8 protein-coding genes are annotated in these 14,783 nt (G+C 68.2%); 6 read left to right on the forward strand and 2 right to left on the reverse strand.

The window, feature by feature from the left end; translation table 11 throughout:
- Nucleotides 1-43: 43 nt before the first annotated feature.
- Nucleotides 44-2,101: a radical SAM protein gene (locus P7L68_RS13295; RefSeq protein WP_372006119.1), complete on the reverse strand. Its 2,058-nt coding sequence runs from the start codon at nt 2,099-2,101 to the stop codon at nt 44-46.
- A gap of 276 nt (nt 2,102-2,377) precedes the next feature.
- A complete protein-coding gene (locus P7L68_RS13300; protein WP_372006120.1) occupies nt 2,378-2,563 on the reverse strand; it encodes a TglA family RiPP precursor in 186 nt (61 codons plus the stop codon).
- Nucleotides 2,564-2,870: 307 nt separating this feature from the next.
- Between P7L68_RS13300 and P7L68_RS13305 the strand changes: the two genes are divergently transcribed.
- The 6 genes from P7L68_RS13305 to P7L68_RS13330 all read left to right on the forward strand — a co-directional run bounded on the left by P7L68_RS13305 (nt 2,871) and on the right by P7L68_RS13330 (nt 14,782).
- The gene (locus P7L68_RS13305) at nt 2,871-3,152 is read left to right on the forward strand and encodes a hypothetical protein (RefSeq protein WP_372006121.1); all 282 of its coding nucleotides are present in this window, start codon (nt 2,871-2,873) and stop codon (nt 3,150-3,152) included.
- 209 nt (nt 3,153-3,361) lie between these two features.
- Complete coding sequence (locus P7L68_RS13310; protein WP_372006122.1) at nt 3,362-8,086, forward strand: choice-of-anchor I family protein; 4,725 nt, start codon at nt 3,362-3,364, stop codon at nt 8,084-8,086.
- Between the two features lie 14 nt (nt 8,087-8,100).
- Nucleotides 8,101-10,122 carry a calcium-binding protein gene (locus P7L68_RS13315; protein ID WP_372006123.1) on the forward strand — a complete coding sequence of 674 codons (2,022 nt, stop codon included), beginning with the start codon at nt 8,101-8,103 and terminating at the stop codon, nt 10,120-10,122.
- Nucleotides 10,061-11,683 carry a TolC family protein gene (locus tag P7L68_RS13320; RefSeq protein WP_372006124.1) on the forward strand — a complete coding sequence of 541 codons (1,623 nt, stop codon included), beginning with the start codon at nt 10,061-10,063 and terminating at the stop codon, nt 11,681-11,683. The genes P7L68_RS13315 and P7L68_RS13320 overlap by 62 nt, the downstream gene beginning before the upstream one ends.
- On the forward strand, nt 11,680-13,491 hold the full coding sequence (locus P7L68_RS13325; RefSeq protein ID WP_372006125.1) for a type I secretion system permease/ATPase: 1,812 nt from the start codon (nt 11,680-11,682) through the stop codon (nt 13,489-13,491). Before P7L68_RS13320 ends, P7L68_RS13325 begins: the two co-directional genes overlap by 4 nt.
- Nucleotides 13,481-14,782 carry an HlyD family type I secretion periplasmic adaptor subunit gene (locus P7L68_RS13330; protein ID WP_372006841.1) on the forward strand — a complete coding sequence of 434 codons (1,302 nt, stop codon included), beginning with the start codon at nt 13,481-13,483 and terminating at the stop codon, nt 14,780-14,782. The genes P7L68_RS13325 and P7L68_RS13330 overlap by 11 nt, the downstream gene beginning before the upstream one ends.
- Nucleotide 14,783 lies beyond the last annotated feature (1 nt).

Here is a 14,783-nt window from a genome sequence, read left to right on the forward strand (position 1 = left end):
TGATCCATCCGGACCCGGAGTGCAAGACAGGCTGAGCGTGGCCTCAGTTGCCGGTCGCTTCGGCGACGATGCCGATCTTCACCAGCTTGGAGAGCACCGGCGCCAGCCCGGCCCCGGCCGCCGTATCGCGCCGTGCCGCTTCGATCAGCCCGGCCATGCGGCCGCTGATCCGGTAGGAGATCGGCACCAGCACCCCCTGATGACCGGCCTTCTGGGTGAAGGCGACATGGCTTGCGGTTTCGTCCATGTCCATGATGTCGATGTCGCCACGGCCATGGGCGGCCATGATGAAGCCCGGAATGTCGAAGCGGCTGTGCATCAGCTCCACGCGGATGGCGAGTTCGCCCGCCCCGCCGCCGGCCGACAGCGCCGGCAGCGGCGTTTCGGCAAGCCCGCCCACGGCCACACGGCCCATGGTCACCTCGTAGCGGAACAGGTCATGCAGCCGGTCGCGGATCGAGGGATCGGTGATGCCGGCATCGGGCAGCAACCGGGCCTGAATGAACTGCTCGAAGGGTTTCGACAGGTCGATCGCCCGCCAGCGGCCCTCCGGCCGGTTACCGGCATAGATGCTGCCCAGGATCCGGTCGCGGCCCGCCCAGTCGACGAAGCGGCGGATCAGGTCGCTGAAACCGTCGACGCCCAGCTGATCCTTCATGGCCAGCAGGCATTTGATGGTGGTGCCGTGGAAGTGATAGAGATCGGCCACTGCGAAGCCGAAGGTCTCCACCCAGGCCATCTGGTCGAGATTGAGCCATTTGGTCTCGTAGACCATGTGGTTCGGCTCCCGCATGTAGCGGATCTCGTGCTCCTGGGCCTGCCGTTCGAACTCCGAGCCGGGCAGGATCGAGAGCCGGAAGGCCTGGATGCGGTGCGGGCTCAGTGAGTAGCAGAAATCCACCGTCTGCATGAATTGCGGGATGCCGTCGCCGGGCAGGCCGTAGATGCAGTCGATGATCGCCGAGGATTTCAGCTTGTCCGACAGCCGGTTCCAGGCGCGGCGGAAGCGCTCTTCGGTGAAGGGGCGGCGCATCAGCTTCGCCGCTTCCTGGCTGGCGCTCTGCAGGCCGAATTCGAAGGTGACCAGCGGGTTGAGGCGCACCAGCTCGTCCATCACCCGGGCGAGGTTGTCGTCGATGATCTCCAGTTTCAGCTCCAGCAGCAGGCTGAAGGGCTGGACCCGGCCGTCGCGCAGATGCTCGACCAGGATTTCCAGGATCCGGGTCGCGCGTTCCTTGCGCATGTTGAAGGTGCCGTCGCAGAACATGATGTGCGACGGATGATGCGAGAGGATGTTGTGGAGCTCTGCCTCCACCCGGTCCATCTCGTATTCGCGCACGCCCTTGCTCTCGCCCCAGATGCAGAAGGAACAGCGATAGGGGCAACCGCGTGAGGCCTCGTAGAGGAAGGCCCCGCCATGCGGCAGCTCGATCGCCCCCAGATAGGGCGAGGGGATGTCGTTGATGTCCTCGATCAGCGCCGCTTCGGCTGTCTCGTGATAGGCGGTGCCCGCAGGCACGCGGCCGCTGCCGTCGAAGATCAGGAAGTCGTCGGTGTTGCCGTCGGGTGCCATATAGGCGATGCCGCCCACGGTCGAGAGCCTGGGGCTGCCGTCGAGGAAGCAGTTCAGCAGGTCGCGGAAGGTGACCTCGGCCTCGTTGCAGACACAGATGTCGGCACAGCGTTCGCGGTCGAAAACGAAGGGCACATAAGAACCGCGGATCTGCTGGCCGCCGAAGATCACCACCGTCTGCGGCCACAGCTCCTTGATCGCCTTGGCGGCACGCAGCACGAATTTGATGTTCCAGATATAGCAGGAAAAGCCGACCACATCGAAATTGTTGGTCTCCTGCCATTTCAGCAGGAAGAAGAGTTGCGCCTCCTCGTCCATCAGGGATTTGGGCGTCGCGGCACAATGTTCGACGAAGGTGACGCGTTCGGCGATCGCGGGTGTGCGCCTGGCATAGGTCACCAGGTTCCACAGCGCGAGCGAGGTGTCGGCTTCCCAGTTATAGGCGACGAGACCGACGCGGAGAGTCGGTTTCGCACCAAAGCCCGCCGAAGCCGCGGTGACGGTGCGGGCGATCATGGTATCGGGCATGTCCATCCCCTGATGATCCGGAGACAAAAGGTCCGGATCCTGGCTCATTCGGAAATGGCCGGTCATGCGACGGGGCGGCAGCGACGCGGGAATGTACACCGGGGGTCGCGGGGCGGCACCGGCCGGTCAGCGGACACAACGACAACGCCCCGTGCCTGCGCGTCTGGCGCAAAGGCACGGCCGGATCCTGTCGTCGTCATGTCGGAGCGGGCGGGGTCCGGCCGGGACGAATCGCGGAGCAGCGGGGGGCGGCGTCGCGCGCGCCGTGTCGGCCGGTCAGGCGAAAACCTTGCTTTCGATGATCTCGACGTCTTCGAGATCGAAATCTTCAAGGGAATCGGCACCGTCGGTGGCAGTGTCGGCTGCCGCGGTATCGGTTGCCGCCGTGGTGTCGGTGGTGGCTTCGGCCTCGGTGGCGGCAGGCTCCAGCTCGTCGGGGGCGGTGGCGTCCCTCTCGGTCATTTTCGTCTCCTCCTCATGTTCCGGTGAAACCTGTCGTCGCAGGCCGGCGGCCTCGTTGTTGCGGGCCGCTCTGTTCTGGAGTGCGTAATCTTTGAATTCTGGCGCCGAAGGCCCCGGGACGTCAACCTTTCTAACCATTGAACATCATGAAACTCCCCAAAAAGTAGAGTCATATGCGCGCATCCGGATGTGTGATCGGGGAAATATGTTCCAGATCGGATCCGTCATGAAACGGTTACCTGCGGCAGCTAGGGTGCCGGCCGTCCCGGGGGCGCCACCGCTCCCGACCCGTTTCAGGAGCAAACCCATGGTCGACCAGGAAATCTTCATCGACGGCTTCGGCACCATCCGTTTGGCCGGCGGTGTCGTGCGCATCGAACTTGCCCGCGCGGTGTTCGACGATGCCGATGCCGATGGCCGGCCGAAGCTGGCGCCCAAGGGCATGCTGATCATGCCGGTGGAGGCGTTCCTCCGGGCGGAACGCCAGTTCGCCGGTGTGGCCCAGCGCCTGGTGCAGGCCGGCATCGCCGCCGGCGATCGCAAACTGGCCGAGACGGCGGCCGCGGCTGCCGGCACTCCGCAGGGCTGAACCGGCTGCCCTGATGTTCGCCAGCGGGCACGGATTTAACGATCCTGTCCCGAAGCTGCAACGTTCCTTAGGCATCTTCCAGACCTGGACGTCGCGTATGGCTTCAGGCGAAGCCATACGCGACGTCGCACCCGTCCAGAATTTCCCGACAGAAACGGACCCGGTGACGGCGATCCCCCGCACCGGTCCGCAAGCCGGAGATACGGTTCATGCAGCTCCAGATCCTGCACGCCTCTGACCTTGAGGGTGGCGTCGATGCCATCGGTCGTGCCGCGAATTTTGCGGCGCTGGTCGATGCCTTCGAAGACGACTATGCCTATTCGATCACCCTGTCCGCCGGCGACAACTACCTGTCGGGCCCGTTCTTCAACGCGGCTGCCGACCCGTCCTTCGGCGAGAGCGGCGTGCTGGATCAGGTCTATAACGACCTCTACGACCTGGCGGATGGCGAGGGCTATGCCGGCCTCGGCGCCGGTGCCGGCCGGGTCGACATCTCGATCATGAACGTGATCGGCTTCGACGCCTCGGCGCTCGGCAATCACGAGTTTGACCTCGGCACCGGCACGGTCGGCGGGCTGCTGACCCCGAATTTCGGTGCGGCCGACGGCGTCGCCGATGACGGCTGGGTCGGTACCCAGTTCCCCTATCTCTCGGCCAATCTGGACTTCTCGGGCGATTCGAGCCTGCGCGGTCTTTACACCGACGAGATCCTGACCTCGGATGCCTTCGCGACCGGGCCCGAGCAGTCGGCGACCTCGACCACCGCGCCGAAGATTGCGCCGGCGACGCTGATCGAAGTCACCGATCCCGAGACCGGTACGGTCGAGACCGTCGGCGTGATCGGCGCCACCACGCCGGTCCTCGGCACCATCTCCTCGCCCGGCGGCGTCGAGATGATCGGCACCGATCAGAACGACATGGCGGCGCTGGCCGAGGTGCTGCAGCCGGTCATCGACGAGGTGATCGCCCAGGGCGTGAACAAGGTCGTCCTGGTCAGCCACCTGCAGCAGATCGCGCTGGAGCAGGAGCTGGTGAAGCTGCTGCACGGTGTCGACGTGGTCATCGCCGGCGGTTCCGACACCATCCTCGCCAATGGGGACGACGTGCTGAACCCGGGTGACGAGGCCGTCGCGGGCTACCCGATCGTCACGACCAATGCCGATGGCGACACCGCGGTCGTGGTGTCGACCGACGGCGAGTATTCCTATCTGGGCCGTCTGGTCGTCGAGTTCGACGACGAGGGCAAGGTCGTCGCCGAAAGCGTGACCAACCCGGATAACGGCCCGGTCGCGACCACCGAAGAGAATGTCGCCGCCGCCTGGGACGGTGATCTGGATGCCGCCTTCGCCGAAGGCACCAAGGGCGATCTGGTCGACGACCTGGTCGACGCGGTCGAGGCCGTGGTGGTCGAGAAGGACGGCAACATCTTCGGCCAGACCGATGTCTATCTCGACGGCGATCGCGCCGACGTCCGCACCCAGGAAACCAATCTGGGCAATCTCTCGGCCGACGCCAATCTGGCGGCGGCGCGTGAGGTGGACGAGACCGTGATGGTCTCGATCAAGAACGGCGGCGGCATCCGCGCCGGCATCGGCGAGGTCGTGGTCGACGATGCGACGGGCCAGGTCTCGGCCCTGCCGCCCCAGGCCAACCCGGTGGCCGGCAAGGAAGAGGGCGACGTCTCGCAGCTCGACATCGAGAATGCGCTGCGCTTCAACAACACCCTCTCGATGCAGACACTGACCGCTGCCCAGCTGAAGGCGGTGATGGAGCATGCGGTTGCCGCCAGCGGCAATGGTGCCACCCCGGGCCAGTTCGCCCAGGTCGGCGGCATGACCTTCGCCTACAACCCCGAGCGCGCCGCCGGTGACCGCATCGAGACGCTGCAGATCGTCAACGAGGCGGGTGAGGTGGTCGACACCATCGTCTCGGGCGGCGAGGTGCAGGGCGATGCCTCGCGGCCGATCCGCGTCGTGACCCTCGGCTTCATGCAGGAAGGCGGCGACGGCTATCCGTTCGCGGAGTTCGCAGAGGCGGATCCCGAGTTCGCCAATGTCGTGGCGCTGGATGAGAGCAATGTCGCGGCCGGCGATGCGAGCTTCGCCGCTCCGGGCAGTGAACAGGACGCGCTCGCGGAATACCTGCTCGACGAACACAATGTCGACAATGGCGGCACCGCCTTCGGCGAGGCCGAGACCCCGGCGTCGGAAGACGACCGCATCGTCGACCTCGCGGTGCAGACCGATGTGGAGAGCCGCCCGGTCGCGGCCGACCGCAGCATCACCGTCTCGGGCGACGATGTCGCCGAGGGTTCGGTGATCGCGCACAATGTCTGGACCACCAGCAGCGCCGACACCACGGCCGGCGCCTCGGAAATCGTCGCCTATGACAAGGCGACCAACCGCATCTTCGCGATCGGCCCGAACGGTGTGGATATCATCGACGCCGCGACCGGCACCGTGCTGGGTGGTGTGGATCTCTCCTCGCTGGGCGGCGCCAATTCCGTCTCGGTCAAGAACGGCCTGGTCGCGGTCGCGGTCGGCGCCGAAGACAAGACCCAGCCCGGCACCGTGGTGGTGATGGACACCGACGGCGCCGAAATCGGCCGCTACACGGTCGGTTCGCTGCCCGATATGGTGACCTTCACCCCCGATGGCACCAAGATCCTGGTCGCCAACGAGGGCGAGCCCGAGGACTACACGGTCGGTGATCCGGAAGGCTCGATCAGCGTGATCGATCTCGCCTCGGGCACCGTCCAGACCGCCGGCTTCACCCAGTTCAACGACCAGATCGACGCGCTGCGCGAGGCCGGTGTGCGGATCTTCGGCCCGGGCTCGACCGTTGCCCAGGATCTGGAGCCGGAATACATCGCGGTGGCGCCGGATGGCCAGACCGCCTATGTCACGCTGCAGGAAAACAACGCGATCGCGATCGTCGACCTGTCGGGTGACGCGCCGGTCGTGACCGAGATCGTGCCGCTCGGCTACAAGGACCATTCGCTGGCGGGCAACGAGATTGACGCCTCGGATCGCGACGACGGCATCAACATCGCCAACCACCCGGTCTTCGGCATGTACATGCCGGACGCGATCTCGTCCTACACCGGGACCGACGGCAGCACCTATCTGGTCATCGCCAACGAGGGTGATGCCCGTGAATGGGGCGACTATGCCGAGGAAGAGCGGGTCAAGGACCTGGATCTCGACCCGACCGCCTTCCCGAATGCCGACGAGCTGCAGGCCGACGGCGATATCGGCCGGCTGACGGTCACCAAGGAACTGGGCGACACCGATGGCGACGGCGACTACGACGCCCTCTACGCCTATGGTGCGCGGTCCTTCTCGATCCTGAACGACAAGGGCGAGATGGTCTTCGACAGCGGCGCCTCGATCGAGAAGATCATTGCCGCCCGCTACCCGGAACTCTGGGACGATGGCCGCTCGGACAACAAGGGCCCCGAGCCCGAGGGCGTCACCGTCGGCCGCTACGGCTCCAGCACGCTGGCCTTCATCGGTCTTGAGCGTTCCAGCGCCGTGATGGTCTTCGACATCACCGATCCCGAGAACGTCACCTTCCTCGACATGATCCGCAGCGAAGGCGATGTCAGCCCCGAAGGCGTGCTCTACATTGCGGCAGCCGACTCGGCCGACGGCGTCGCCAAGCTGATCGTCGCCAACGAGGTCAGCGGCACCACCACCCTTTATAACGTCACCGCGCCGCTGGCCGTCGACCTGAACGGTGACCTGCCGGTGTTCTCGGCCGGCGAAGGCCCCGAAAAGGGTACGGTGGAGATCGACGACAACGGCCGCTACACCTACCAGGCCGATGCGGCGGTGCTGGGCGCGCTCGATCCGGGTGAAGTCACCACCGACAGCTTCGAGATCGTGGCGACCGACGAGGCCGGCAACACCGACACCTCGACCGTCACCGTCGAAATCGTGGGCGCAGCCGAGGGCGGTGCCGGCGACGATCGCTTCCAGGCGGTCGAGGGCGGCGACGCCCATATGGCGGGTGCGGCCGGTGACGACATCATCGTCGGCGTCGGTGGCGACGACATGATCTCGACCGGGACCGGTGCCGACATCGCGATCGGCGGCGAAGGCCGCGACACCGTGATGCTCGACCTCGATCCGTCGGAGATCGAGATCACCACGATGAACGCCTTCGACATTTCGCTCTACAACCGCCTTCTGGCGGCGGGCGATGCCGCCTTCGACGCCGAGGCGCCCGCCTATGTGATCACCGATCTGGAGACCGGCGCGCAGACCCGGGTCCAGGCCGATGTCATCGCCTTCGGTGATCGTGCCTTTACGGTGGAAGACGGTGTGCTGACCCTCTCGGCCTCGGCCGACGAGATCGACTTCGGCAGCCGCGCCGACAAGGTCGCCGGCGGCGCCGGTGACGACGTGCTCGACGGCGGTGCCGGCGACGACGTGATCGCGGGCGGTGCCGGCCACGACACCCTGCTGGGTGGCGCGGGCGACGACCAGCTCTATGACGATGCCGGCGAGGACAACCTTGCGGGCGGTTCGGGCGACGACGTCATCGCCGCCGGCCATAGCGCCGGTGAGACGGTGGTGATGTTCGGCGGCTCGGGCGCCGACGTCTTCGGCTTCACCACGGGTGAGGACGAGGGCATCGATGTCGAGGGCATCATCGCCGACTTCTCCACCGCCGAGGGCGACATGATCGACCTCTCGGGTCTGCGCGGTGCCGATGGTGCCGTGCTGACGCTGGAGGATGTGGTCGGCATGGCCGAGACGGTCGACGGCAATGCGGTCATCGCACTCGACGGTCTCACCACCACCGGTGGCGAGGCGGTTGCGGGCTCTCTCACCCTGGCCGGCTTCGATGCGGCGGATCTCGACGCGGGCATGTTCGTCTTCTCGAACGGCGCCTTCGACGAGGATCTGGTCGCCGCGGCGGCGGCGTGAGCGGGGGGTACGAGATGACCTTCGCCACGATCCCGTCTCTTGCGGATCTGGGCCTGGACGACGGCACCGGGGAGCTTCGGCTCCCCGGTGCCGCACCCCTGTCCGGGGCCGGCTTCCTGACTGCAACCGCACCGACCGCCGATGCGGCGGCCCATGGTGCGCTGCGCCGCCAGCTGCGCCGGCGGCTGGTGCGCTTCATCGAAAACCGCGGCACGGGCCTGGGCGGTGTGGCACTCGCCGCCCTGGCGCTCGCCGCCTGCTCGTCCGACAATGACGGGCCGCTGCCTTCGGCCGGCGCCACCGAGGCCCGGCTGGTCAAGGACCAGATCGCCGGCGCCGAGGCTTTCCTCGATGCCGATGGTGATCGCATCCGCGACGAGGGTGAGAAAAGCGACGTCTCCGATGCCGATGGCCGGGTGAAGATCGAGGGCGAAGACGGCCAGATCGTCACCGAGGGCGGTATCGATACGACCACCGGTGCGGTGATGGGCCGGCTGATGGCACCGGAAGGTGCCGAGGTCGTGACCCCGCTGACCACGCTGCTGGTGGAGACCGGCGATGCGGCCGCGGTTCTGAAGGCGCTGGGCCTGCCCGAGGGCACCGACCTTGCGACCTTCGACCCGCTGGCGGCGCTGGGCGGGGCCGAAGATGCGCTTGCCCGCGACGTGCTCGCCCAGGGCCACATGGTCTATGCGACGCTCGCCGCCCTGCAGGCGATCCAGGACGGCGTCACCGACACGGCCGCTGCCGATCGGGCGCTCGACCTGCTGGGCGCCGAGATCGAGACCGGCGACCCGCTCGACCTGACCGATACCGCCCTGATCGGCGATCTGCTGGCCGGCGCTGCCGGGACGGATGCCGACACCGCCGATATCGCGCGCCTGGCCGATGCGCTGGCCTCGGTCAACGAGCGGCTGGCAAGCGAGATGGCGGCCGACCCGCTGTCGTCTACCGCGCGGGCGACGGCGCTGCTCGCAGAATACGTTCTGCCCGAGGAAATCGCGGCGCTGACCGGCGACACGGCGGACGCCTCGGCGCTCGACCGTCTGGCCGACCGTTACGGCGACGGGCTCGACGATCTGATCACCCGTCTTGCCGACGTGCTGCCGGATGTCGCCGATGCGGATGCGCAGCTGGTGGCCGGTGCCGATCTCTTCGTGGTTGCGCGCGGAGAAAGCCTGGTGGTCGAGGCCGGCGACGACGACCATCCGCTTGCCAACGACATCACGCTGGACGCCGATGGCGGCGCGCTCAGGCTCGTGTCGGTGGGCGTGCCCGAGAGCATGGCGGGTGAACTGGTCGTGACCCTCGACCCCGAGACCGGCGCGATCACCATCACGCCCGCGCTCGATTTCCACGGCACGGCCGCCTTCACCTATGTGGTGCAGGATGCCGCCGGCCATCAGGCGGAAGGCCTGGTGCTGGTCGACGTGCCGGCCTGGCGCGCGACTGATGGCGACGATCTGCTGCTGGGCACCGACGGGGCGGAGACCATCGACGGCGGTGCCGGCGGTGACCTGATCCTGCCCGGCGCCGGCGACGACACCGTCTTCGGCGGTGCGGGTGGCGACCTGATCGTGGGCGAGGCCGGTGCGGACCGGCTCTCGGGCGGCTCGGGTGCCGACCGGATCGTCGCCAGCCATCAGGCGGGCGAGGCGGTGGATCTGTTCGGCGGTTCGGATGCCGATCGTTTCATCATCGCGCCGCGTGAAGCGGAAACCGGTCTCGACCTGGATGTCACCATTGCCGACTTCTCGCGGATCGAGGGCGATCTGATCGACCTCGGCGATCTGCGCGGGGCCGATGGCGCGCTGCTCACCATCGAGGACGTGCTGGGGCGCACCCTGGCGGTGGACGGCAATGCGGTGATCGATCTCGACGGGTTGGTCGGGGCCGGCGGCGGTGCCGTCACCGGCCAGCTGACCCTGGCGGGCATCGATGCCGGTGAGCTGGGCGCGGGGGACTTCGCTTTCGATGCCGCCCCCGCCTGGCGCGACGACCTGGACGACGCCCTGGGCACGCCTGCTGCCGCCTGAGCCCCTGCCTGCCACCCGACCCACCTGTCACCGGAGTGCCCCGGCACTGTTTCCGTCCAACCCGAACCATCCCCGCCGTCGCAGCCCGGCCGGCGCCACCCCGAAACGGGTGATGCCGGCCGGCGCCGCGGCGGCGGCGTTCTTCATCCTCGGCGCCGTCATGGCCGCACCCGCCCTGGGGCAGGAGACGGCCTCCGCCCCGGAGACGGCGCCCGCCCTGGAAGCGGCCCTGCCTGGCATGCCCGTGCTGCCGCCGCTGCCGCTGCCCCGGTCCTTCCGCAGCGAACCGGTGCCGATTGCCCGCGCCCCCGAAGACTGGATGCGGTTTCGCGACCGGTTGCTGGCCGTTGCCGCCGACCATCCGCGCCGCGCGGTGGCGGATGCCCGGATCGAGGCCGCCCGCGGCCGGCTGGGCGAGACGCGCGCCGGCCAGTATCCCTCGGTCGATATCGGCCTCGACACCTCGCGCCGGCTGGCGGACAACGGCATCGACAGCCTCGACAGCCGGATCCGCGGCTCGGATGACCGCAGCGATGTGGTGCTGACCGCGCGCCAGCTGCTCTATGACGGCGGCGCCACCTTCGACCGGATCGACGGCGCCCGGGCCCGTCTCTCCGCGGCCCGCAACGAGGATGAGGACGAGGCGGCGCTGCTGATCCGCGATGCGGTGATCGCCCATCTGGATGTGCTGGAGGCCCGCACCCGGCTCGATCTCGCCCGCGCCGAGGCCGATGCCTATCGCGCGCTCGAAGCGCGGATCGCCGAGCGCCTGGATCTCGGCGGCGGCACCCGCGGCGACGGCCTGCGCATTGCCGCCCGATTGTCCGAGGCGCTTGCCACCGAGGCTGCCCAGAGCCGTGCGCTCGACACCGCGGCCGAAGCCTATCTGGAACTTTATGGCGAGGAGCCGCCGGCCGGGCTGATGCTCCCGCCCCGGCCCGAGGCGCCGCGCGAGGTGCAGGAGGCGATCGACCTCATCGATACCGCAAGCCCGGCGCTGGCTGCCCGGCGCGAGGCGGAACGTGCCGCACGTTTCGATGTCGACGCAGCCGATGCCGAGGACTGGCCTGAACTCAGCCTGCAATTGCAGGGCCGGCGCTATGACGTCTTCGACGACGGCCGCGAAAGCGATCTGGTCGGCCGGATCGTCGTCAGCCTGCCGCTCTATGACGGCGGCGCCCGCGACGGCCGGCAGGCGCAGGCCCGTGCCGCGATGCGCGCAGCCGAGGCCGACACCGCCCGCATCCGCCGGATGCTGGCCCGCGACGTCTCGGCCGCCGTGGCGGTCCGTGCCGCCCGCGATACGGAGCTGGGCGCGCTGCTGCGGGCGCTGGATGCCAATGAGCACGCCCGCGCGATCTTCCGCGACGAGTTCGAGGCGGGCATGCGCGACCTGCTCGACCTGATCGAGGTCGAGCGGGACTATCATCTTGCCGCCGCGCGCCTGGTTTCCGGGCGGATCGAGGCCGAACGCGCCCATTGGCGGCTGCTGGAGGCGAGTGGCGCGCTGGGTGAGGCCACGGGCCCGCTCAGCCTCGCCCGCCAGGGAGAAGACGAATGACCACAGGCATCAATGATGACGGGGCGGCCGGGACCGTCGCTCCGGGCCGGCAGCCCGGCCACTGGTTCTGGAGCGGGGTGCGCCGGGAATGGCGGGCCTTCGGCCAGATCGCGCTGGCGGCTGCGGTCATCAATCTGTTCGCTCTGGGCTCGTCGCTGTTCATCATGACGATCTATGACCGTGTCATCCCGAATGATGCGGTCGAATCGCTCGTGGCGCTGACGCTCGGCATGGTGCTTGTGCTGGTTTTCGACTTCCTGCTCAAGATGCTGCGCAGCCATGTGATCGACGTCGCCGGCCAGACCGCGGACGAGCGGATCGGCCGCCGGGTCTTCGGTCATGTGCTGCGCATTCCGCTGGAGCACCGCGCCGGATCCTCGGGCGCCTTTGCCGCCACGGTGCGCGAATTCGAATCGTTGCGCGATTTCCTGACCTCGGCCAGCCTTGCCGCTTTCGTCGACCTGCCCTTCGTCTTCCTGTTCCTGGGCGTGATCCTGATGATCGGCGGGCCGCTGGTCTGGGTGCCGGCGCTGGCGGTGCCGCTGGTGATCCTGGCCGGGCTGGCCGTCCAGCCGATGCTGGCCCGCGCCGCGCGCGAGGGGCACAAGGCCGCCCAGACCAAGCATGGCGTGCTCGTCGAAACGGTCGGATCGCTGGAAGGCGTCAAGGGAGCCCGGGCCGAGCGGATCATGGCCGGGCGCTGGCGTGACGCGGTGGAGCTGCAGGCGGCGATCCAGTCCAAGAGCCGGTTCTGGAGCCAGCTTGCGGTCAACCTGGCGAGTTTCGTGCAGCAGGGCGCCCAGGTCGCCATCGTCTTCGCCGGCGTGTTTCTGGTGCGTGAGGGCACGGTCAGCATCGGTGCGCTGATCGCGAGCGTGATCCTCTGCGGCCGGGCGCTGGCGCCGCTTGCCCAGATCGCGACCCTGCTCACCCGTCTCAACCATGTCGCCCAAAGCTACCGGGCGATCGACCGGCTGATGCGCCTGCCGGCGACGGTGGAGCCGGGCCGGCGCTATCTCACCCGCCAGACCGTCGAGGGGCGGGTCACCTTCCGCGGCGTCTCCTTCACCTATCCCCGTGGCCGGCAGCCGGCCTTGACCCGGGCCGGGTTCATCATCCAGCCGGGCGAGAAGGTGGCGGTGCTGGGACGGATCGGCTCGGGCAAGAGCACCATCGTCCGCCTGGCCTCCGGGCTCTATGCGCCGTCGGAAGGGACGGTTCTGCTGGATGATGTGGATCTGCGCCAGCTGCATCCGGACGAACTGCGCCGCCATGTCGCGGCGGTGCTGCAGGACACGCCGCTGTTCAGCGGATCGGTGCGCGACAACATCCTGATGGGGGCGGACGAACCCTCGGACGAGCGCATGCTGGCGGCCGCCGGTGTCGCCGGCGTGCACGACTTCATCGGCGGCATGACCGATGGTTACGACCTGATGCTGGGCGAGCGGGGCGAGGGGCTCTCGGGCGGTCAGCGCCAGGCGATCGCACTGGCCCGCGCCCTGGTCTCACCCGCGCGCGTGCTGGTGATGGACGAGCCGACCGCTGCCATGGATGTGCGCTCCGAGACGCTGTTCGTGAAACGGCTGAAACCGCATCTGGGCGACCGGACCCTGATCCTGGTGACCCATCGCATGTCGATGCTGGAGCTGGTCGACCGGGTGATCGTGCTCGACCAGGGCCGGGTGGTGGCCGACGGCCCCAAGGCCGAGGTGCTTGCTGCCCTTCAGGCACCGGCCGAGGGGGCAACACCCGCCAATCTTCGTGAAACCCCTACCGTCCGGCGAGGTCTCCGTGGCCATGCAGATTGATCCGGTCGCCGACCTGTTTCCCGGCGAGGCGCCGCCGCGCCGCTCGGCGGTGCCGGGCATCATCATCGTCACCGTCTGTCTGGCGGTTTTTGCCCTGATCACCTGGGCCGCGATCGCCGAACTCGACCAGATCACCCGCGGTGACGGCAAGGTCGTGCCGTCGAAGCGGGTGCAGGTGGCCCAGAACCTGGAGGGGGGCATCGTCTCCGAGATCGCGGTCGCAGCCGGCGACCGGGTGGAGCCGGGCGACCTGCTGATCCGGCTGGATTCCACCCAGTTCGGCGCCGATTACGAGCAGAGCCGTACCGACTTCCTGGCCGCACGCGCACGTCTTGCGCGGCTTGCCGCCGAGGCGCGGTTCGAAGCCCCGGCCTTCGCCGCCGATCTGCCGGCCGAAATGGTCGAGGTGGAGCGCAGCATCTATGCTGCGCGGGCGGCCGAACTGGCCGCAGGTCTCGCCATGGTCGATGCCCAGTCCCGCCAGCGCCAGGAAGCGCTGAACGAGGCGAAGGCCGCCCTGGATGCTGCCGAGCGACGCCGGGCGCTCGCTTCGGAAGAACTGGATGTTCTGGGTCCGCTGGTTGCTCGCGGTCTGGCGCCGAAGCTGGAGCGGATCCGCGCCGAACAGCGACTGGCCGAGGCCGAGGGCGCGATCGAGACCGGCCGTCTGGCCGTTGCCCGGGCCGGTGCCGCGATCGACGAGGTGGAGCAGCAGCGTCGGACCACCCGCGAGCGATTCCGGACCCGCGCGATCGAGGAACTGGCCACCGCCAAGCTGGAGCACGACCGGCTGGTCGAACAGCTGCCGGCCCTGGTCGACAAGGTTCGCCGCACCGAGGTGCGTTCGCCGGTGAAGGGGATCGTCAACCGCGTGCTGGTCACCACCGAGGGCGGGGTCGCCACCCCGGGCCAGCCGCTGGCCGAGATCGTGCCGGTCGAAGACACCCTACTGATCGATGCCGAGGTCAAGCCCGCCGACATCGCCTTTCTGCATCCCGGCCAGCCGGCACGGGTGAAGCTGACCGCCTATGACTATTCGGTCTATGGCATGCTGGACGCCGAGGTCGAGACGATCGGCGCCGATGCGGTGGTCAAGGAGGATGGTTCCAGCAGCTATCTGGTCAAGGTCCGCACCACCGGCGCGGCGCTGACCGCGCCCGACGGTGCCCCGCTTGAGATCATCCCGGGCATGGTTGCCCAGGTCGACATCCTGACCGGGCGGCGCACGGTGCTGGACTATCTGCTGAAGCCGGTGGTCAAGCTGCGCGAAATGGCGCTGACCGAGCGCTGAG

Source organism: Tistrella mobilis (assembly GCF_041468085.1).
GTDB lineage: Bacteria > Pseudomonadota > Alphaproteobacteria > Tistrellales > Tistrellaceae > Tistrella > Tistrella mobilis_A.

What these genes read in the sequence shown, in the direction of transcription:
- P7L68_RS13295 (WP_372006119.1), bottom strand. Translation starts at nt 2,101, where the DNA reads ATGCCCGATACCATGATCGCCCGCACCGTCACCGCGGCTTCGGCGGGC.
- P7L68_RS13300 (WP_372006120.1), bottom strand. Translation starts at nt 2,563, where the DNA reads ATGACCGAGAGGGACGCCACCGCCCCCGACGAGCTGGAGCCTGCCGCC.
- P7L68_RS13305 (WP_372006121.1), top strand. Translation starts at nt 2,871, where the DNA reads ATGGTCGACCAGGAAATCTTCATCGACGGCTTCGGCACCATCCGTTTG.
- P7L68_RS13310 (WP_372006122.1), top strand. Translation starts at nt 3,362, where the DNA reads ATGCAGCTCCAGATCCTGCACGCCTCTGACCTTGAGGGTGGCGTCGAT.
- P7L68_RS13315 (WP_372006123.1), top strand. Translation starts at nt 8,101, where the DNA reads ATGACCTTCGCCACGATCCCGTCTCTTGCGGATCTGGGCCTGGACGAC.
- P7L68_RS13320 (WP_372006124.1), top strand. Translation starts at nt 10,061, where the DNA reads ATGCCGCCCCCGCCTGGCGCGACGACCTGGACGACGCCCTGGGCACGC.
- P7L68_RS13325 (WP_372006125.1), top strand. Translation starts at nt 11,680, where the DNA reads ATGACCACAGGCATCAATGATGACGGGGCGGCCGGGACCGTCGCTCCG.
- P7L68_RS13330 (WP_372006841.1), top strand. Translation starts at nt 13,481, where the DNA reads ATGCAGATTGATCCGGTCGCCGACCTGTTTCCCGGCGAGGCGCCGCCG.